Here is a 19,108-nt window from a genome sequence, read left to right as displayed (position 1 = left end):
GTCGCGGGGCCGCTCCATGCGGAGCCTCAAGAGCGGGCCACGGCCCTGAAGGAGGGCGCCGCGGACCCGGACTCCCCGGCCACGGCGCCCGCCGCGCCGCCCGTCAGCCCGTCAGAACCGGCAGCGACCGATGGCCGTGCGAGATGAACGAGTCCACCGGCGGCAGCCCGTCCGCAGGTGCCGCGAGGGTGAGGCCGGGGAACCGGTCGAACAGGGCCGGCAGGGCCACGCGCGCCTCCAGCCGGCCGAGCGGGGCACCCAGGCAGTGGTGGACGCCGTACCCGAAGGCCAGATGATCCTTGGAGGCGCGCGTGACGTCGAAGACGGCGGCGTCCGGGCCGTGCTGCTCCGGATCGCGTCCGGCGGCGGCGTACGCGGCGAGGATCGCCTCCCCCTTGCGGATCACCGCGCCGTCCGGGCCGCCCAGTTCACCGAGGGGGAGGTCCTCGACGGCGTAGCGCAGCGGCAGGCTGGCCACCGGCGCCTCGGCCCGCAGGGTCTCCTCGATGACGTCGTCCCAGGAGGCCCGCCCCTCGTGGACGTGCGCGAGCTGGGCGGGGTGGGTGAGCAGCGCGTGGACGGCGTTGTCGAGCAGGTTCACCGTCGTCTCGTGACCCGCGCTGATCATCAGCATCAGCGTGTCGAGCAGTTCCTGCTCGCTGAGCCGCGTGCCGCCCTCCTCCTCGTGGGCCGAGATCAGCGCGGAGGTCAGGTCGTCGCCGGGCGCCGCCCGTTTCGCCACCACCAGTTCACCGAGGACGGCGTAGAACCGGGCGTAGATGTCGGCCACTTCGGCCGCGTCGGCCGAGGTGTGGAAGACGCCGTCCACCACGACCCGCAGCTCGGCGCCCAACTCCTCCGGTAGGCCGAGCAGTTCGCCGATGACCTGGATGGGCAGCGGATAGCAGAACTCCTCCCGCAGATCGACCGCGTGACCGTCGGCCCCCGCCTTGGCGACACGGTCGAGGAGTGCCGCGGTGATCTCCTCGATCCGGGGCCGCAGCGCGGCGGTGCGCCGGGCGGTGAACGCCTTGGAGACGAGGGTGCGCAGCCGTTTGTGCTCGGTGCCGTAGGCCGTGAACATGTTCCGTACCGCGACCCAGGTGTACAGCGGCCAGTCGGGCGAGACCTCGCCGTCGCTCCAGCGCTGCCAGTGCCGGCGTGCGTCCTTCGACACCCTCGGGTCGGTGAGCAGCCGCTTCAGGAGCGGCGCGCTGCTGACCGCCCAGGCCGGGACACCGTGGGGGAGTTCGACGGGCGTGACGGGTCCGCGTGCACGGATCCGGGCGGCCTCGCCGTGGATGTCGCGGCCGGTCGGGTCGATCACCATCGGGTTGCTGAACTCCATCGGACTCTCCCTGGGCTGACGGCTGGACACGGGACGCGCACGCCGGTGGGCGGGCGCGCGACACGTCCAGCCAAGTGGGCCGTGGCCGGGTGGCGCCAGGGGAGGGAGAATCACTGACCTGATTCAGGCGGTCTGGCCGGTCTTCCGCTCCTTCGGACGCGGTGCGGTGCGCGCGGCCTGGGCCTCCTTGCGGCGCTGCCTGCGGCCGACGCGGGGTTCCTGGTCCGGGAGCCAGCCGAAGGCGAGGCAGCTGCCGACCAGACCCAGGAGCAGTCCGACGAAGAAGCCGCCGAGGTTGGAGGTCAGCCAGGTGCCCAGGGAGACCAGCACCCCGATGACCGAGTAGAACAGCCGCTGGGCGGGGTTGAAGAGGATCAGCACCCCGCACAGCAGCATCACGACCGGGAGCAGGTAACCGGCCAGGCCCTGCATGCCGACGTGCAGGATGACGTCCAGCGACGCCTTCAGCGTGAGCAGCACCTCCGCCCCGCCCAGGGCGAGCAGCAGCCCGCCCCAGAACGGGCGGTCGGCCCGCCACCGACGGAAGGCGGGCCGGACACCCTCGCGCGTACTGCGCGACATCAGCATCCCGATCCGCTGAAGCCCAGCTTCAGACCGGGCAGCTTGAACACACCGGCGGTCGTGGCGTAGTTGGTCTGCCGCAGATGGGCGATGTGCACCGTGTCGGACTGCTGGCTGAAGACGCCCTTCGGCCCGCGGCCCTTGGGGCCGGCCTTGTCGAGCGTGCTGGCGTCGTTGCCGATCTCGATGTTGTTGAACGCGGCGTCGCCGGTCAGCTCGGTCGAGTCGGTCGTGAGGTCGCTGGCGGTGACCTTCTGCGCGCCCTCACCCGCCCGGATGACCAGGTTCGTGCCGCCCAGGTCGACGCTCTGGCACAGCTTGGAGAGAGTGGCGTTCTTGATCACGGACGTGACGACCAGCACCTGGCCGCCGGTGTCGCCGGCGTTCGGGCTGCCTTCGGCCATCTCGTCCAGGCCGCCGAACTGCGCGAAGCCGGTGCCGTTCAGCTCGGTCGCGGTGACGGTGAACGGCATGCCGGAGATGGCGAACTGCACCCCCAGCGCCCCCTGGGCGGTGAGCACGGCGAGGCCGGCGGCGGCCAGGGTGGCCGGCACCGCCATCACGGCGGCCCGGCGGGCCCGGACCCGTCCGCGGCGCGCGGGAGCGTCGCCGGCATCCGGGACGGCGGCGCCGTCCGGTCTGTCGGGGGTCTGTTCGGCGGAGGTCATGGCTGCTCCAGGTGCGTGTCGGTGCGGATCGGACGTCGGTGGCACGTTGCCCTGGCGCGGACATCGACCGCGTACGCACGTCTCCCGCAACTCCCGGCGGTTGCAAGGGCTTTCTCGTTACGCCGCAGTAGCCGATGAGGAAGTTACCGGGGGTTACATGAAGGGTCAAGGGAAGTGTGAACGAAGAGTGGTGATGGTGTGCAACGGGTGAGCCGCCGCCGCTGGGAAAGGCTCAGCCTCCTGACAACTCCCTTGCGGGGCCTTGACGTTGGTGGAGACGCAGGTCTACAACTCTCCTCGTCCCACCGGGTCCGTGGCGCCGGATCCGTCACGCGGCACGTCCTTGTGTCCCGGACCGCTCGTTTCCCGTACGGGCATCTCGTCGCCCGGTGCGTCCGCACGGGCTTTCCATGCCTGAGCACCCAGTCACGGCACGGCCGCCTCCCGTGCGCCGCGCCACCAGCCACCCCCCGCCCGGCCCGGCCGGAGGACCCCTCCCGTGTGAACCTCCGGCCGGTGACCGGCCTGCCGTCGCCGGCCCGTCACGTACGGAGAAGGCGTGACGGGCCGGCGACGCCTGACGCCCGGCACACCCCCCACCCCCTCACCCCCCTATCGAAAGAGGTACACCCGCATGCGTACGCGCACCCTCCTCACCTTCACCGCCGCCGTCGCCGCCCTGGGCCTCGCCGCCCCCGCCTCCGCGGCCGACACCCCCGTGCTGACCACCACCGACGGCGCGGCCGTCGCGGTCGGCGACGTCCTGGACGCGTCCCTGGCTTCCGGCACCGCCGCCACCTTCTACTCCAGCGCGACCGGCACCAGCGGCATCTCCTGCACCAAGTCGGCGTTCTCCGCCACCGTCACCGACAACCCGGCCGCCCCCGGCACCGCCACCGAGTCCCTGACCTCGCACAGCTTCGACACCACCGGCTGCACCACCAACGTCGTCGGCGTCCTCGGCGTCAGCGGCATCACCGTCGACAACCTGCCCTACACCACCAGCGTGACCTCCGGAGGCACCGTCTCCGTGACCCCGGCCGCGGGCTCCACCGTCCAGTCCACGGTCAAGCTGCGCACCCTGCTCGGCAGCGTCACCTGTGTCTACCAGGCCCCCGGCCTGACCGGCACCGCGAGCAACGCCGACAACAGCATCGCCTTCACCAACCAGCAGTTCACCAAGGTGTCCGGCTCGTCGCTGTGCTTCGCCAACGCCTTCTTCACCGCCAAGTACGCCCCGGTGAACAAGGGCGGCGTCGCCGTCAACGTCAACTAGCCGCAGCCGCGGCGCCGGTTCAGCGCCGCCGCAGTCGTACGGCCAGGACGACGCCGCCGGTGAGCAACAGCACCGCCGCGGCGCCGCCCGCCAGCACGGGCGCGGACGGGCCGGACGACGGGCCGGAGGTGGTGGCCAGCGGAGTGTGGTCGCCTTCAGGCGCGGGCCCGGAGGACTGCGCGGCGGGGCTCGCCGGCGGCGTCTGCTTCTCCGTCTCCTTCGCCTTCTCCGACCCGCTCTTCTGCCCGGCCGCCCTCTCCTCCGGTTCCTCCTGCTGCTGCGGCTCCTTCTCGGTCTCCGGGAACACCACGTCCGAGCACGAGTAGTAGGTGTCCGGCGTGCTGCTGTTCTGCCAGACCGTGTACAGCACGTGCCTCCCGGTCCGGTCGGACGGCAGCGTGGCCTCGAAGCGGTACACGCCGTCCGTCAGGGCCGGGTCCGTCACCTGGGCGAAGGGCTTCTCGGGCAGGTCGGACCAGGACAGCGGGCGGGACGGGTCGTAGCCGGGCTCGGTCAGATACATGCGGAACGTGCCGGTGTGCGGGATCGTCGAGACGTACCGCATCCGCAGAGTCGCACCGGGTGCCACGCGGGTGGCCGGCCAGTCGGCGCGGGCGAGGTCGAGGCCCCGGTAGGCGGGCAGGCCGCCGCTGCACAGCTTCCCGTCCGGGACGACCTGCCGGTCCCGGCCGTTCACGTCGGCCACCCGCAGGTTGTCCCACGCAGTGAACGGCGCGCCGTTCGCGGCGACGGCCGCGCGGCACGCCGCCGTGCCCGTGCGCTCACCGCCCTCCGGGGAACAGGCCACCACCCGGCTCACCGGGTCCGTCGGAGCGCCGTGCGCCCGGGCCGGCCCCGCCGCGAACAACGGCAGCAGCAACGGGGTGACGAGGGCGGCCGCGAGTGCGGTGCGGTGTGCGGTCGTACGAGGCATCCGTCTGCTTCTCCTCGGCCCGGGGCGGCGAACGTCCCCGTGGAGTACGGGAAATGGGCCCGACGCGTTCATCACGCCACGACCTGCTCGAAAAGGGTTCATCGGGCGCCCAACTGCCCGTCATAGAGGGTGGGGTGCCCGTCGGATCGAGGGTTTCCCCCGTATCCCGGTGACTGTCTCTTTGCCTATCGTTCGACCACAGCTGACCCACAGGTAACCCCGAACGGGTCCGCCCCCACCCCACGCCTGGCCGGCCATCGCGTCGCTCTTCGCTTTTCGAACCACCCCCCTGCGCTTCGAGGACGAAGCGAGTCCACCGCCGCTCCCTCCAGCCCGGAGCCGGCCACGAAAGGCAATGACCGTGCGTACCTCCCCAGAGCTCAGACGGAAGCTGATATCCGTCGCTGCCGTCTCCGCCGCCCTGCTGACCGCGGTTCCCGCCTCGGTCGCCGTCGCCCAGGAGTCCGCCCCCCGCCCGGCCGCGGTCCCGGCCGCCCAGACCGAGGCCGCCCCCGGCCTCCAGGCCGAGCGCCTCATCGTCGGCTACAAGTCCGGCGCCACCGAGGCCACCTCCAACAAGGCGGCCGCCGCCGACGCCGCGTCCAAGGCCGAGAAGACGGGCGAGGACGTCGACTTCCAGCGCCGCCTCGGCACCGGCGCCGCCCTCGTCGAGCTGGGCACCCACCCCACCCGTGCCTCCGTCGCCGACGTCGTCGCCCAGTACAAGGCCGACCCGCAGGTCGCCTACGTCGTCCCGGACCGCCTGAACAAGCCGACGGCCGTCACCCCCAACGACACCGAGTACAGCAAGCAGTGGGACCTGTTCGAGTCGACCGCGGGCATGAACGTCCCCGGTGCCTGGGACACCACCACCGGCAGCGGCGTCACCGTCGCCGTCATCGACACCGGCTACGTCACCCACTCCGACCTGGCCGCGAACATCGTCGGCGGCTACGACTTCATCTCCGACACCGCCGTCTCCGTCGACGGCAACGGCCGTGACAGCAACCCGGCCGACCCGGGCGACTGGTACAACGACAATGAGTGCGGCCAGGGCATCCCGGCCTCCACCTCCTCCTGGCACGGCACCCACGTGGCCGGCACCATCGCCGCCGCCACCAACAACGGCAAGGGTGTCGCCGGTATCGCCCACGGCGCGAAGATCTCCCCGGTCCGTGTCCTCGGCAAGTGCGGCGGCTACGACTCCGACATCATCGACGCCATCACCTGGGCGTCCGGCGGCACCGTCTCCGGCGTGCCCGCCAACACCAACGTCGCCAAGGTCATCAACATGAGCCTCGGCGGGGGCGGCGCGTGCTCCTCCGCGACCCAGAGCGCCATCAACGGCGCCGTGAACCGCGGCACCACGGTCGTCGTCGCGGCCGGCAACGAGAACCAGAACGTCTCGAACGCCTCCCCGGCGAACTGCAACAACGTCATCGCGGTCGCCGCGACCAACCGCGCCGGCAGCCGGGCCTCGTACTCCAACTACGGCTCGCTCGTCGACATCGCCGCCCCCGGTGGTGAGACCCGCACCTCCACCGCCAACGGCATCCTCTCCACGCTGAACTCCGGCACGAAGACGCCGTCGACCGAGAACTACACCTACTACCAGGGCACCAGCATGGCCACCCCGCACGTCGCGGGTCTCGCCGCGCTGGTGAAGTCGGCCAACTCCGCCCTCACCCCGGCGCAGATCGAGTCGGCCATCAAGGCCAACGTCCGTGCCCTGCCCGGCACTTGCTCCGGCGGCTGCGGAGCGGGCCTGGCGGACGCCGCCAAGACGGTCCAGGCCGTGAAGGGCGGTACGTCCACCGGCACGACCTTCTCCAGCACCACCGCCGTGGCCATCCCGGACAACGGCGCGGCCATCGAGTCGCCGATCACCGTCACCGGCCGCAGCGGCAACGCCCCCTCCGCCCTCCAGGTCGGCGTGGACATCACCCACACCTACCGCGGCGACCTCGTCATCGACCTGGTCGCGCCGGACGGTTCGACGTACCGCCTGAAGTCCGCCGCGTCGGACTCGGCCGACAACGTGAACACCACGTACACGGTGAACGCCTCCGCCGAGGCGGCCAACGGCACCTGGAAGCTGCGCGTCCAGGACACCGCGGCGCAGGACACGGGCACCCTCAACGGATGGAAGCTGACCTTCTGATCCTCCTGATCCTCCTGCGGGAACGCTGAACGAGGCAGGCCACAGAGCGGGCGGGCCGGCCGGTGCGGATGGGGCACCGGCCGGCCCGCCTTTACGTCCGGCCTCACATCCCCCACAGTTAGATACCGAACGCGCTGTTTTCTTTCACCAGTTGCGCTTGTTTTGCCGGATGTGCACCCGCACTCCGGCACACTGGTGTGGTGAGAGCCCTCTCAGGGTGAGTTATCGTGTACGGCGGGTAAAAACAAACGGCATGACCCGTTCATTTCCGTCCCGGGAGAGTTCAGCCGATGGCGAGGCAGTTGCGAGCCGAGCAGACCCGCTCGACGATCATCACGGCCGCCGCTGACCTGTTCGACCGTCGCGGCTACGAATCGACCAGTCTCAGCGACATCGTGGAGCACGCGTCGGTCACCAAGGGCGCCCTGTACTTCCACTTCGCGGCCAAGGAGGATCTGGCCCACGCCATCCTCGAACTCCAGTCGCGCACCGCACGTCGGCTGGCGACGGAGACCGACAACCGCGGCCACACCTCCCTGGAGGCGCTGATGCGTCTCACGTTCGGCATCACCCGCATGTCCGTCGAGGACCCGGTGCTGCGCGCCGGGCTGCGGCTCGCCACGGGCGGGATCCGGCCCCGGCCGCCCCTGAGTCACCCGTTCACCGAGTGGCTGGACATCGTCACGGCCCGGCTCGTCGGCGCGGTCAAGGAAGCCGACGTCCATCCCGACGTCGACATCGACGTCGTGGCCCACTCGTTGGTCTGCTTCTTCGTCGGCACCCGTGTCGTGGGCCGCTCCCGCGAGCCCGTCGCCCGCCAGCCCCGCCGGACGGCCGAGATGTGGAACATACTCATCCGCGGCCTGGTCCCGGTGACCCGCCGGGCCCGCTACCTGAGCCTGGCCGCGCGCCTGGAGCGGGAGATCGCCCCCGTCTGACCGGGGCGCCGGGTGCTGCGGCCCGTGCGACGGGTGCACGCGCCGACGGGCAGGTACACGCGCCACTGCGACGGGCAGGCGGCTGCCCGCGCCCACGGCGACGGGCCCGCGCGTTACGGTGAGGCGCATGCCCGACACCCCCTCCGCGCCCCTGCTCCTCGGCAACCAGCCGGGTTCCTTCCCGCACAGCGTGCTGGCCGAGCGGCACCCCGCGATCATCAAGCAGGTCCGCGAGGCCTTCCCCTACGAACCCGCGCAGCACCGCGCCCTCGACGAACTGCTCCTCAACTGCACCGAGGGCGTGATCGAACCGCTCCCCTCCGACGCGCCCGACCGTGCCCACTGGGAGGCCTGGGGACTGCCCGAGTACACCGGCCGGTCCTGGTTCGACGTGCCGTGGCTCTGGTCCGAGAGCTGGTTCTACCGCCAACTGCTGCAGGCCGTCGGCTGGTTCGGCCCCGGCCCCTGGCAGGGCATCGACCCCTTCCGCCCGTTCAAGCTCGCCGAACTCGACTCCGCCGAGACCGACGAGGAACTCGCCGCCCTGGACGACCTCACCGCCCGCCCCGCCGCCGAACAGGCGCAGGCCCTGCTGCACGGCTCCCTGTGGGGCAACCGAGCCGACCTGGGCTTTCGGCTCTCCGCCGAGGGCGCCCGGGACGCGGACGCCGCGCCCGGCCTGGTCGCCGACGACAGCGACCGGCTCTGGGCGCTGCTGGACCACGCCGACGGCGGTGCCACTCTGTGCCTGGTCGCCGACAACGCCGGCCGCGAACTCGTCCCCGATCTCCTGCTCATCGCCCACCTCATGGAGAGCGGCCGCGTCGGACGGGCGGTCCTGCACGTCAAGCCGTACCCCTACTACGTCTCCGACGCGACCACCGCCGACGTCGTCGACGCCCTGCGCCGGCTGACCGCCGCCGGGGGAGCGGCCGCCGGGTACGGGCGGCGGCTGTGGTCCGCCCTGTCCGACGGCCGTCTCACCCTGCGCGCCCACCCCTTCTCGAGCGCCCCGCTGCCCTACGAGGAGATGCCCGCCGACCTGCGCGCCGAGTTCGCCCCGGCCACGCTGACGATCGTCAAGGGCGACCTCAACTACCGCCGCCTGGTGGGCGACCGGCTCTGGGCCCCGACCACGCCGTTCGCCGACGTCACCGCCCACTTCCCCGGCCCGGTCGCCGCCCTGCGCACCCTGAAGTCCGACGTGATCACCGGCCTGGACGCGCACACCGAGGCCGCCCTGGACGCGGCGGAGGACCGGCGCTGGCGCACCGGCGGCACGCACGCGCTGATCCAGGTGAGGGCCCCCGGCTAGGTCAAGTCCTGCTCACCACACCTGCGTTCACGTTCGTTCACGCGATGGTGTGATCATGTCCCGCCCCGCGGATGCCGCCGCGGGGCGCCGGGTAGGGCCCGGCCATGACGCAGCCGTTCGAGCTCCCGCACTTCTACATGCCGCACCCCGCGCGGCTGAACCCGCACGTCGACGAGGCCCGGGCCCATTCGACCGCGTGGGCGCGCGCGATGGGCATGCTGGAGGGGTCCGGCGTCTGGGAGCAGGCCGACCTGGACGCCCACGACTACGGCCTGCTCTGCGCGTACACCCACCCCGACTGCGACGGCCCCGCCCTCTCCCTCGTCACCGACTGGTACGTGTGGGTCTTCTTCTTCGACGACCACTTCCTGGAGAGGTACAAGCGCAGCCCGGACCGGGCCGCCGGCAAGGCCCACCTGGACCGGCTGCCGCTCTTCATGCCGCTGGACCTGTCCGCTCCCGTACCCGAACCGGGGAACCCGGTCGAGGCGGGCCTCGCCGACCTGTGGGCGCGTACGGTGCCGAGGATGTCCGAGGAATGGCGGCGCCGCTTCGCCGTGGCCACCGAGCACCTCCTCAACGAGTCGATGTGGGAGCTGTCCAACATCGACGAGGGGCGGATCGCCAACCCCGTCGAGTACATCGAGATGCGCCGCAAGGTCGGCGGCGCCCCCTGGTCGGCGGGTCTCGTGGAGTTCGCGACCGCCGAAGTGCCCGCCTCCGTCGCCGGGACCAGGCCGCTGAGGGTGCTGATGGAGACGTTCTCCGACGCCGTGCACCTGCGCAACGACCTGTTCTCCTACCAGCGCGAGGTCGAGGACGAGGGGGAGAACAGCAACGGCGTGCTCGTCCTGGAGACCTTCTTCGGCTGCACCACCCAGGAGGCCGCCGACACCGTCAACGACGTCCTCACCTCCCGCCTCCACCAGTTCGAGCACACGGCGTTCACCGAAGTGCCCGCGGTGGCCCTGGAGAAGGGGCTCCGGCCGGACGAGCTCGCGGCCGTGGCGGCGTACACCCAGGGGCTGCAGGACTGGCAGTCCGGCGGGCACGAGTGGCATCTGCGCTCCAGCCGCTACATGAACGGCAACGCGGTACGTGCCAGCGGCCCCTGGCCGCAACACACCGGCATCGGCACGTCCGCGGCCGATGTGCGCACGCTGCTCACGACGGCCGGAGCGCAGCGGCTGCGGTCCTTCACCCACGTGCCGCACCAGAAGGTGGGGCCCTCGCGCATCCCCGACATCCGTATGCCGTTCCCCCTGCGGCTCAGCCCGCACCTCGGCCACGCCCGCCGGAGCCTGCGCGCCTGGGCGGACCGCACGGGCATCCTCGCGGAGGGCGTCTGGGACGAGGACAAGCTGCGCGCCTACGACCTCGCGCTCTGCTCGGCCGGCCTGGACCCGGACGGCACGGCCGAGGCCCTCGACCTCAGCGCGCAGTGGCTCGCCTGGGGCACCTACGGCGACGACTACTACCCGCTGGTCTTCGGCGGCCGCCGCGATCTCGCCGCCGCCCGGCTGACCACGGCCCGCCTGTCCGCCTGCATGCCGGTCGACGGCGAGGAACCGCTGGTCCCGGCCGACGCCATGGAGCGCGGGCTGGCCGACCTGTGGGCCCGCACCACCGCGCGGATGACGCCCGAGGCGCGGCTGTCGTTGCGCAACGCGGTCGAGGTGATGACCGAGAGCTGGCTGTGGGAGCTGTCCAACCAGCTGCAGAACCGCGTTCCCGACCCCGTCGACTACCTGGAGATGCGCAGGGCGACCTTCGGCTCCGACCTCACCCTGAGCCTGTGCCGGATGGGACACGGCCCGGCCGTCCCGCCCGAGATCTACCGCAGCGGGCCGGTCCGCTCCCTGGAGAACGCCGCGACGGACTTCGCGTGCCTCGTCAACGACGTCTTCTCGTACCAGAAGGAGATCGAGTTCGAGGGCGAGATCCACAACGCGATCCTCGTCGTGCAGTCCTTCTTCGGCTGCGACTACCCGACCGGGCTCGGCATCGTGCACGACCTGATGAGCCGGCGCATGCGCCAGTTCGAGCACGTCGTCGCCCGCGAACTGCCCCTTCTGTACGAGGACTTCCGGCTCAACTCGCAAGCCCGCGCGGCGATGGACACGTACGTGGCGGACCTGCGGAACTGGCTGTCCGGCATCCTCCACTGGCATCGAGAGGTGGACCGCTACAAGGAGACGTGGCTGTCCCGGCGCGCCCACCGCTTCCTCCCGGACCGGCCGCCCGCCGTGCCCGCCCTGCGCTGAGACGGCGATTTCCAGCCGGATCGGCGCGGAACGGGACATGACGGAACCCCCCGTGATGCGCCGGGGTCTTCCCGGGTGAGGGGAACACACCACGCACCACGGGGGATTCACCGTGACCGAGATCATCGAAAAGCCGGCCGACGCCATGGGGCCGGGAACTCCGGCACAGACACCCGCACCGGCCGAACTGGCGCCGTACGTGACGCCGTTGACCGTCCCGCCGGTCCTGCGCCCCGCCTCCGGGGACCTCCTGCGCGAGACCGAGATCGCCCTGCGGCCGGCCTGGACACGTCTGCACCCGCAGCTCCCGCCGACCCTGATGTGGGGCTACGACGGCCAGATACCGGGCCCGACCATCGAGGTCCGGCGCGGGCAGCGGGTCCGCATCGCCTGGACCAACCGCATCCCGGAGGACAGCGAGTACCCGGTCACCTCCGTCGAGGTGAAGCTGCGCCGGGACGGCCGCCCGCAGGCGAGCACCGAACCGGGGCGCGAGGGAGTGGAGCCGAACAAGGACGTCGCCGCCCTGCCCGCCTGGTCCGTCACCCACCTGCACGGCGCTCAGACGGGCGGCGGCAACGACGGCTGGGCCGACAACGCTGTCGCCTCCGGTGACGCCCAGCTCTCGGAGTACCCGAACGACCATCAGGCCGTGCAGTGGTGGTACCACGACCACGCCATGAACATCACCCGGTGGAACGTGATGGCCGGTCTGTACGGCACCTACCTCGTCCGCGACGACGAGGAGGACGCGCTGCGGCTGCCGTCCGGGGAGCGGGAGCTCCCGCTGCTGCTCGCCGACCGCAACCTCGACACGGACGAGGACGGCCGGCTCAACGGCAGGCTGCTGCACAAGACAGTCGTCGTCCAGGACGCGAACCCGGAGACGGGCAAGCCGGTCTCCATCCCGTTCACCGGCCCGTACACCACGGTCAACGGCCGCATCTGGCCGTACGCCGACGTCGAGGCGGGCTGGTACCGGTTCCGGCTGGTCAACGCCTCCAACGCGCGCATCTACGACCTCGTCCTCGTCGACGAGGAGAACAACCCGGTGCCGGGGGTCCTGCACCAGATCGGCAGTGACGGCGGACTGCTGCCGCGTCCGATCCCGGTCGACTTCGACGCGGCACTGCCCACGCTGACCGCCGCCCCGGCCGAACGCTTCGACCTGCTGGCCGACTTCCGCGGCCTGGCGGGCCGGACCCTGCGCCTGGTCAACAAGGGCCGCAACCAGCCGCCGGGCGTGCCGGACCCGGCGGGTGACGTGCCCTACCCGGCCGTCCTGGAGTTCCGGATCGGCGAGCTGTGCGAGCCGGACACCTTCGAACTGCCCGCGGTGCTCTCGGGTTCCTTCCGCCGTCTCACCCACGACATCGGTCACGGCCACCGCCTGGTCGTCCTCACCCCGCCCGCCACCAAGGGCGCCGGCGGGCACCCCGAGATCTGGGAGATGGCGGAGGTCGAGCACCCGGACGGCCTTCAGCTCCCGGCCGACGGCGTCATCCAGGTCACCGGCCCGGACGGCACGACCCGGACGTACCGGCGTACGGGTCGGACGTTCAACGACGCCCTGGGCCACACCATCGCCGAGGGCAGCCACGAGCAGTGGAGCTTCCTCAACCTCGCGCCCATCGTGCACCCCATGCACATCCACCTGGCCGACTTCCAGCTCCTCGGGCGCGACGCCTACGACGTGTCGGGCTTCGACCCGGCGGTGGGCGGCACGCGGACGCCGATCCGCCACGACGCGGGCACCGACATCCCGCTCGCGCCCAACGAGCGCGGCTGGAAGGACGTCTTCCGGGTGCCCGGGAACCAGATGCTGCGCGTCATGGGGCGGTTCGACGGCGCGCACGGCCGGTTCATGTACCACTGCCACCTGCTGGAGCACGAGGACATGGGCATGATGCGGCCCTTCGTCGTGATGCCCGCGCAGGTGCTGAAGTTCGACCACGGCGGGGCGCACGGCGGACACGGGGAGGGGCACACCGGCTGATCCCTGACCGGGCCGGGCCCCGGTCAGTCTCACTCGTTCGTGGCTCGTCGGCCCGCGGTGCGCCGGGTAGAGCACCTGCCGTGATCGCTCCGGGCTCCGCCGGAGGCGATCGGCACCATCCGGAGGCGAGCCATGGAACAGACCGCGCTGCGACCCAAGCCGATGCCGGGGCAGGACCCCGCGGGCGCCGCGCCGGCGACGGGGCACGGCCCGTCACGGCCGCGCCCGCACGCCGCCCGGCGGCGCGGGAGACGGCTCCTCAACGTCCTGCTCGCCGGGTTCACCGGTGTGGTCCTGGTGCTCTGCGGGATCGGCCTCGGGGCGACGGGCACCGCGGTGCTCGGCAAGGCTGGGCGCCTCGACCCCCGAGGGTGGCAGCACACGCCCTCGCCGTCCGGCCTCGCGCCCGCCGCCGCGGCGCCCTCCGCGTCCGCCGCCGCGACGCTCGGCGTGCAGGTCATGGACGCCCGGAAGCCGGGGGCCGTGGTCGTGGGACTGCACGTCCCCGGGCCGGCGCAGGCCGCCGGCCTGGTGCGCGGCGACGTCCTCCTGGCTTTCGGAGCGACCCGGATCGACACGGCGGCAGACCTGGCCCGGGCCGTCGCCCGCGCCCGCCCGGGCTCCGAGGTCAGGCTGACGGTCCGCCATCGCGGCGGCGGCTACGAGCAGCTGACGCTCGTACCGGCCGTCGCCGTGTGAGACCCGCCCGCCGGCCCGCACCTCACGGCCACGGCGCGCCGCGCCCCGCGCACGACGCGGTCACCGCGCGCTGCACCGCGCTCTGCTCACCCTCCCAGGGCAGCCACAGCGTCCACGTCACACCGGGCCCGACGACCAGCGGCCGCCCCGCGAAGGCGCGGGGGTGTGGGATGGCCGGTGACCAGCCCCGCGATCGAGGGCCTGCGGGGGCCGGCAGCCCGGCCCGCCGGCCGGGGTCGCGCAGCGCGTAGGAGTCCGGCAGCGGACGGTGCGGTGCCACCGGCGGGTGGCGGAAGGCGAGCAGAGCCGGCAGGCCGGGACGCTGGAGTCGCACATCAGCACCGCCCGTCGCCGAAGACCTGCACGCTGTCGACGGCCCCTCGCCCCCGGGACGGCCGAGCGGCGCCTTGCGATAGGGCGTACGGCTGTCGTGGTGGGCGTACGACGGTGCCGGTACTGGCGCGCATCGAACAGTAATGGCAGGACTGCGACCAGGCATTAGTTCTGATGCTTGGGCAATCCATTGGCGTTAGACAGGTCTGTCCGGGGCGAATGACCGCAGACCGCTCGCGCCGCACCCCTCGGCCGGGCAGGATGCTGCCCGTAGCCCCTTCGTCCGTCCTGGGAGGCCCGGATGACCGGAAGCACGGCAGTGTCCTTCACCGCCGACGACTACCGGGCCCGCATGGAGCGCGCCGCGCGGACGGCCGCCGAAGCCGGTCTCGCGGGCCTGCTGGTCGCCCCGGGACCCGACCTGGTGTGGCTCACCGGCTACACACCCCCCGCGATCACCGAGCGGCTCACCCTGCTGGTCCTCGCCGCCGGACAGGACCCCGTCCTGGTCGTCCCCGCCCTGGAGGCCCCGGACGCGCAGCGGGCGGCCGGCGCGGCCGCCCTGACCCTGCGCGACTGGACCGACGGCAAGGACCCCTACGCCGCCACCGCCGCCCTCCTCGGCACCTCCGGCCGGTTCGGCATCAGCGACAACGCCTGGGCTCTGCACCTGCTGGCCCTCCAGCAGGCCGTGCCCGGCAGCTCCTACGCCTCGCTCACCGAGGCCCTGCCGATGCTGCGCGCCGTCAAGGACGCGGCCGAGCTGGACCTCATGACGGCCGCGGGAGCCGCCGCCGACGCGACGTTCGAGGAGATCCGGTACGTCCCCTTCGCCGGACGCCGGGAAGCGGAGGTCGCCGCCGACCTCGACCGGCTGCTGCGCCGGCACGGCCACGAGCAGGTCGACTTCACCATCGTCGCCTCGGGGCCGAACGGCGCCGATCCGCACCACGAGGCCGGTGAGCGCGTCATCGCCCGCGGCGACATGGTCGTCCTCGACTTCGGCGGCCTGCGCGACGGCTACGGATCCGACACCTCCCGCACCGTCCACGTGGGCGAACCCACCGACGAGGAGCGGCGCGTGCACGATCTCGTGCGCGAGGCGCAGGAGGCCGGCTTTCGCGCCGTGCGGCCCGGGGCGGCCTGCCAGGACGTGGACCGGGCCGCCCGCCGGGTCATCGCCGACGCCGGCTACGGCGAGTACTTCATCCACCGCACCGGACACGGCATCGGCGTCACCACCCACGAGCCGCCCTACATGATCGAGGGCGAGGAACGGCCCCTCGTGCCCGGCATGTGTTTCTCCGTGGAACCCGGCATCTACCTGCCCGGCCGCTTCGGGGTCCGCATCGAGGACATCGTGACCGTCACCGAGGACGGCGGGCGGCGCCTGAACACCACCACGCGCGAGCTGGTCATAGTGGAGTGAGGCCCCGATGTCCCCAGCACGCCTCCCGAACGGCAACGGCGCGACCATGACCCAGGCACCCACCCCCACCGTGGACGTCGTCCGACGGCTGGTCCAGTCCCTCCTCGACGACGCCAAGGAAGGCAGAAACGCCAAGGACGCCAGGAGCGGCAGGGGCGGCAAGCAGAACCGGCAGGGCGGGAGCGGCCCCGACGTCAGGCCCGCCACCCCGGACGCCGAACCCGTCACCTGGTGGGTCGGCAGCCGCCACGTCCTGCGCCTGGCCCCCGACCGGGAGGCCACCCTGCGCCAGCGCCGCGAACTGCGCCTGCGCGACCTCGTCCGCCCGCACCTCCCGGTGGCGGTGCCGGTCAGCGTCGCGCACGGCGAGTGGGCACCCGGCCTGGGCTACACGCTGGACACCAAGGTGCCCGGTGGCTCGGGCGAGGAGCACGACGTGTCCGCCGTCGGCGAGGCCGACCTCGCCGGGCTCCTCACGGGGCTGCGCGAGGTGCCGGTCCGGCAGGCCGAGACGCTCGGCGTGCCGCGTACCGCGCCGCGCTCCCTGGAGGCGCTGCGCCGGGCGGCCGTGCGCGCCGCCGAACGCCTCGGCCAGGCCGACGAGTTCGACCCCGCGCGCCTGCACCAGCTCACCCAGCCCGCCGCGTCCCAGCTCGCCGCCCAGCCCGGCTCCGCGGTCCTCACCCACCACGCCCTCACGGGCGGTCACCTCGTCGTCAGCGCCGACGGCAGGGTGCGCGGCGTGCTCGGCTGGGCGGGAACGGCCGTCGGCGACCCGGCAGAGGACATCGCCGGTCTCGCGCTCGCCGTCGGCTCACCCGCCGCCGTACGCGCCGCCACCCTCGCCGGCTACGGCGCCCGCCCCTGCCTGCGCGGTCTGTGGCTCGCCCGCTGCGACACCGTCGTCCACCTCGCCGAGGACCTCGCCGCCCAGGACGCCACCCTGCTGCGGACGCGGCTGCGCCGCGCCTGGGAGCCGATCCTGCTGGAACGGGTGACGGACCTGGGGCACGCGGACGACGCCCCGTAGCGGGCACCGCCTCGGTGACGAGACGGGGGCGAGCCCGAGGACGCCCCCGCGGCCGGCGACGAGGCCCTCGCCCACCGCGGCGTCGTCACACCCGAGGGAGACCCGCCCCGGCCGGTCCGCACCACCGTCGTGCGCCACGGCGACACCGTCGCCGTCTGCGCCGGCGGTGGGGTGGTGCCCGCATCGGGAGGCCGGCGCTCCTCACGCCCGTCCTCGAGGCACAGGACGCGACACTCCGCTGGCCTCCCCGGGCGTCAGTCCTGGGTGAGCACCACGGCCGACTCCCCGGGCAGCCGCACCACGCCGTCCTCCCCGGGCGTGTCCACCGGCTCCCACGCGGCCAGCACGCGCGCGTGCGGCACACCGAGCGGCAGGGCGGCCGGCTCGGCGGCCAGGTTCACCGCCACCAGGACGTCCCCGCGCCGGAAGGCGAGCCAGCGGTGCTCCTCGTCGTAGGCCACCTTCGTGTCGGCGAGGTCCGGGTCGGTCAGGTCCGGCTGCTCGTGACGCAGGGCGAGGAGCCGCCGGTACCAGGCCAGCACGCGCGCGTGCGGCTCGCGTTCCGGCTCGGACCAGTCGAGGCAGGAGCGGTCCCGGGTCGCCGGGTCCTGCGGGTCGGGCACGTCCTCCTCCTTCCAGCCATGCGCCGCGAACTCCCGCCGTCTGCCTCGGCGGACCGCGTCGGCGAGCTCCGGGTCGGTGTGGTCGGTGAAGAACTGCCAGGGCGTGCCGGCCGCCCACTCCTCGCCCATGAAGAGCATCGGCGTGAAGGGCGCCGTCAGGATCAGCGTGGCCGCGCAGGCCAGCAGCCCGGGGGAGAGAAGGGCCGAAAGCCGGTCCCCCTGGGCGCGGTTGCCGACCTGGTCGTGGGTCTGGCCGTAGCCGAGCAGCCGGTGCCCGGCCACCCGCGTGCGGTCCAGCGGACGCCCGTGGTGCCGTTCCCGGAAGCTGGAGTACGACCCGTCGTGGAAGTAACCACCGGTCAACGTCTTGGCGAGCCCGCCCAGCCCGGCGCGCGCGAAGTCGGCGTAGTAGCCCTGCGACTCGCCGGTCAGGGTGGTGTGCAGGGCGTGGTGGAAGTCGTCGTTCCACTGCGCGTGCAGTCCGAGGCCGCCCTCGGCGCGGGAGGTGATGAGCCGCGGGTCGTTCAGGTCCGACTCGGCCACCAGGAACAGCGGCCGGTCCGTCTCCGCGGCCAGGGCGTCCACGGCCGCCGACAGCTCCTCCAGGAAGTGGTATGCGCGCGTGTCCACCAGCGCGTGCACCGCGTCCAGGCGCAGCCCGTCGATCCGGTAGTCGCGCAGCCACGCCAGCGCGCTGCCGATCAGGAAGGCGCGCACCTCGTCCGATCCGGGCGCGTCCAGGTTGACCGCGGCACCCCAGGGCGTGTGGTGGGTGTCCGTGAGGTACGGGCCGAAGACGGGCAGGTAGTTGCCGGACGGCCCGAAGTGGTTGTGCACCACGTCGAGCACCACGCCCAGACCGAGTTCGTGGGCCCGGTCGACGAAGCGTTTCAGCGCCTCGGGCCCGCCGTACGGCTCGTGCACCGCCCACAGCGACACCCCCTCGTAGCCCCAGCCGTGCGTGCCCGGGAAGGGGCACAGCGGCATCAGCTGCACATGGGTGACGCCCAGTTCCGCGAGATGGCCGAGCCGCTCGGCGGCCGCGTCCAGGGTGCCCTCGGGGGTGTACGTCCCCACGTGCAGCTCGTACAGCACCGCGCCGGGCAGGGGCCGCCCCCGCCACTGCGCACGCCAGCGGTACCGCTCGTGGTCGACGACCGCGCTCAGCCCGTCCGGGCCGTCCGGCTGCCGCCGCGACCGCGGATCGGGCAGCACGGGCCCGTCGTCGAGCGCGAATCCGTACCGGGACCCCTCGCGCGCCTCGGCCTCACCCCGCCACCACCCCGGCCGCTCCGGATCGCGCTCCAACGCGTGTGTGACGTCGTCGCACCTGAGCGTCACTCGGCCGGCCTGTGGTGCCCACACCTCGAACTGCACGGACGGTTCCCCTTCGTCTGCTCACCGTGATGTAGCCCGTCCATGGTGCGCCAAAAGAGATCAATCCGCTGGAGCATCCACCCATTTGCGGCGGGTCTCACCGGGTGGGCCCGGGGGCGGACGATTTCCTGTTTT

15 protein-coding genes are annotated in these 19,108 nt (G+C 72.7%); 9 read left to right on the top strand and 6 right to left on the bottom strand.

All coding sequences use genetic code 11. The annotated features are described in order from the left end of the window. Positions 1–103 precede the first annotated feature (103 nt). From ACFZDI_RS30710 to ACFZDI_RS30700, 3 genes are all read right to left on the bottom strand, one after another. Positions 104–1,348 carry a cytochrome P450 gene (locus ACFZDI_RS30710; protein ID WP_391254911.1) on the bottom strand — a complete coding sequence of 415 codons (1,245 nt, stop codon included), beginning with the start codon at positions 1,346–1,348 and terminating at the stop codon, positions 104–106. A 123-nt stretch (positions 1,349–1,471) separates the two neighbouring features. Further along, positions 1,472–1,930 (bottom strand): DUF6114 domain-containing protein, encoded by a 459-nt coding sequence (locus ACFZDI_RS30705; protein WP_372486710.1) that lies wholly within the window; start codon positions 1,928–1,930, stop codon positions 1,472–1,474. After that, positions 1,930–2,598, bottom strand: coding sequence for a DUF6230 family protein (locus ACFZDI_RS30700; protein WP_234850886.1), 669 nt, complete (start codon positions 2,596–2,598; stop codon positions 1,930–1,932). The genes ACFZDI_RS30705 and ACFZDI_RS30700 overlap by 1 nt, the downstream gene beginning before the upstream one ends. A 634-nt stretch (positions 2,599–3,232) precedes the next feature. Here ACFZDI_RS30700 and ACFZDI_RS30695 point away from each other — a divergent pair. Further along, on the top strand, positions 3,233–3,874 hold the full coding sequence (locus ACFZDI_RS30695; protein ID WP_234846441.1) for a Tat pathway signal sequence domain protein: 642 nt from the start codon (positions 3,233–3,235) through the stop codon (positions 3,872–3,874). Positions 3,875–3,893: 19 nt separating this feature from the next. Here the strand turns inward: ACFZDI_RS30695 and ACFZDI_RS30690 are convergent, their stop codons facing one another. After that, positions 3,894–4,808, bottom strand: a complete 915-nt coding sequence (locus ACFZDI_RS30690) for a lytic polysaccharide monooxygenase (protein WP_391254907.1) — start codon at positions 4,806–4,808, stop codon at positions 3,894–3,896. A gap of 361 nt (positions 4,809–5,169) precedes the next feature. Between ACFZDI_RS30690 and ACFZDI_RS30685 the strand changes: the two genes are divergently transcribed. The 6 genes from ACFZDI_RS30685 (at position 5,170) to ACFZDI_RS30660 (ending at position 14,181) form a co-directional block, all read left to right on the top strand. Then, positions 5,170–6,969, top strand: coding sequence for a S8 family serine peptidase (locus tag ACFZDI_RS30685; RefSeq protein ID WP_391254905.1), 1,800 nt, complete (start codon positions 5,170–5,172; stop codon positions 6,967–6,969). Between the two features lie 290 nt (positions 6,970–7,259). Beyond that, on the top strand, positions 7,260–7,907 hold the full coding sequence (locus ACFZDI_RS30680) for a ScbR family autoregulator-binding transcription factor (RefSeq protein ID WP_234846438.1): 648 nt from the start codon (positions 7,260–7,262) through the stop codon (positions 7,905–7,907). 127 nt (positions 7,908–8,034) lie between these two features. After that, entirely contained in the window at positions 8,035–9,222 is a 1,188-nt protein-coding gene (locus ACFZDI_RS30675) for an ARMT1-like domain-containing protein (RefSeq protein WP_391254901.1), read from the top strand. A 104-nt stretch (positions 9,223–9,326) separates the two neighbouring features. Next, on the top strand, positions 9,327–11,486 hold the full coding sequence (gene cyc2 / locus ACFZDI_RS30670) for a germacradienol/geosmin synthase Cyc2 (protein ID WP_391254898.1): 2,160 nt from the start codon (positions 9,327–9,329) through the stop codon (positions 11,484–11,486). 145 nt (positions 11,487–11,631) lie between these two features. Next, positions 11,632–13,482: an O-aminophenol oxidase PhsA gene (gene phsA, locus ACFZDI_RS30665; protein WP_391255266.1), complete on the top strand. Its 1,851-nt coding sequence runs from the start codon at positions 11,632–11,634 to the stop codon at positions 13,480–13,482. A 132-nt stretch (positions 13,483–13,614) separates the two neighbouring features. Then, positions 13,615–14,181 carry a PDZ domain-containing protein gene (locus ACFZDI_RS30660; RefSeq protein ID WP_391254896.1) on the top strand — a complete coding sequence of 189 codons (567 nt, stop codon included), beginning with the start codon at positions 13,615–13,617 and terminating at the stop codon, positions 14,179–14,181. 22 nt (positions 14,182–14,203) lie between these two features. Here the strand turns inward: ACFZDI_RS30660 and ACFZDI_RS30655 are convergent, their stop codons facing one another. Continuing rightward, the gene (locus ACFZDI_RS30655) at positions 14,204–14,515 is read right to left on the bottom strand and encodes a hypothetical protein (RefSeq protein WP_391254892.1); all 312 of its coding nucleotides are present in this window, start codon (positions 14,513–14,515) and stop codon (positions 14,204–14,206) included. A gap of 300 nt (positions 14,516–14,815) precedes the next feature. Here ACFZDI_RS30655 and ACFZDI_RS30650 point away from each other — a divergent pair, with 300 nt between their 5' ends. Together ACFZDI_RS30650 and ACFZDI_RS30645 are read left to right on the top strand one after the other, a co-directional pair. Continuing rightward, complete coding sequence (locus ACFZDI_RS30650; RefSeq protein ID WP_391254890.1) at positions 14,816–15,943, top strand: M24 family metallopeptidase; 1,128 nt, start codon at positions 14,816–14,818, stop codon at positions 15,941–15,943. A 7-nt stretch (positions 15,944–15,950) separates the two neighbouring features. Further along, positions 15,951–16,973 carry a phosphotransferase gene (locus ACFZDI_RS30645; protein WP_391254887.1) on the top strand — a complete coding sequence of 341 codons (1,023 nt, stop codon included), beginning with the start codon at positions 15,951–15,953 and terminating at the stop codon, positions 16,971–16,973. Positions 16,974–17,227: 254 nt separating this feature from the next. Here ACFZDI_RS30645 and treZ read toward each other — a convergent pair whose 3' ends face one another. Continuing rightward, positions 17,228–18,973, bottom strand: a complete 1,746-nt coding sequence (treZ, locus tag ACFZDI_RS30640) for a malto-oligosyltrehalose trehalohydrolase (RefSeq protein WP_391254884.1) — start codon at positions 18,971–18,973, stop codon at positions 17,228–17,230. Positions 18,974–19,108: the final 135 nt, after the last annotated feature.

Origin of the sequence: Streptomyces sp. NPDC007907 (assembly GCF_042959365.1) — a bacterium.
In the GTDB taxonomy this organism is placed as follows: Bacteria; Actinomycetota; Actinomycetes; order Streptomycetales; family Streptomycetaceae; genus Streptomyces; species Streptomyces indiaensis.
This window is presented reverse-complemented; position numbering and strand designations above follow the sequence as displayed.

What these genes read in the sequence shown, in the direction of transcription:
- ACFZDI_RS30680 (WP_234846438.1), top strand. Translation starts at nt 7,260, where the DNA reads ATGGCGAGGCAGTTGCGAGCCGAGCAGACCCGCTCGACGATCATCACG.
- ACFZDI_RS30705 (WP_372486710.1), bottom strand. Translation starts at nt 1,930, where the DNA reads ATGTCGCGCAGTACGCGCGAGGGTGTCCGGCCCGCCTTCCGTCGGTGG.
- ACFZDI_RS30645 (WP_391254887.1), top strand. Translation starts at nt 15,951, where the DNA reads ATGTCCCCAGCACGCCTCCCGAACGGCAACGGCGCGACCATGACCCAG.
- ACFZDI_RS30660 (WP_391254896.1), top strand. Translation starts at nt 13,615, where the DNA reads ATGGAACAGACCGCGCTGCGACCCAAGCCGATGCCGGGGCAGGACCCC.
- ACFZDI_RS30690 (WP_391254907.1), bottom strand. Translation starts at nt 4,808, where the DNA reads ATGCCTCGTACGACCGCACACCGCACCGCACTCGCGGCCGCCCTCGTC.
- ACFZDI_RS30700 (WP_234850886.1), bottom strand. Translation starts at nt 2,598, where the DNA reads ATGACCTCCGCCGAACAGACCCCCGACAGACCGGACGGCGCCGCCGTC.
- cyc2 (WP_391254898.1), top strand. Translation starts at nt 9,327, where the DNA reads ATGACGCAGCCGTTCGAGCTCCCGCACTTCTACATGCCGCACCCCGCG.
- ACFZDI_RS30650 (WP_391254890.1), top strand. Translation starts at nt 14,816, where the DNA reads ATGACCGGAAGCACGGCAGTGTCCTTCACCGCCGACGACTACCGGGCC.
- phsA (WP_391255266.1), top strand. Translation starts at nt 11,632, where the DNA reads ATGGGGCCGGGAACTCCGGCACAGACACCCGCACCGGCCGAACTGGCG.
- ACFZDI_RS30710 (WP_391254911.1), bottom strand. Translation starts at nt 1,348, where the DNA reads ATGGAGTTCAGCAACCCGATGGTGATCGACCCGACCGGCCGCGACATC.
- ACFZDI_RS30695 (WP_234846441.1), top strand. Translation starts at nt 3,233, where the DNA reads ATGCGTACGCGCACCCTCCTCACCTTCACCGCCGCCGTCGCCGCCCTG.
- ACFZDI_RS30675 (WP_391254901.1), top strand. Translation starts at nt 8,035, where the DNA reads ATGCCCGACACCCCCTCCGCGCCCCTGCTCCTCGGCAACCAGCCGGGT.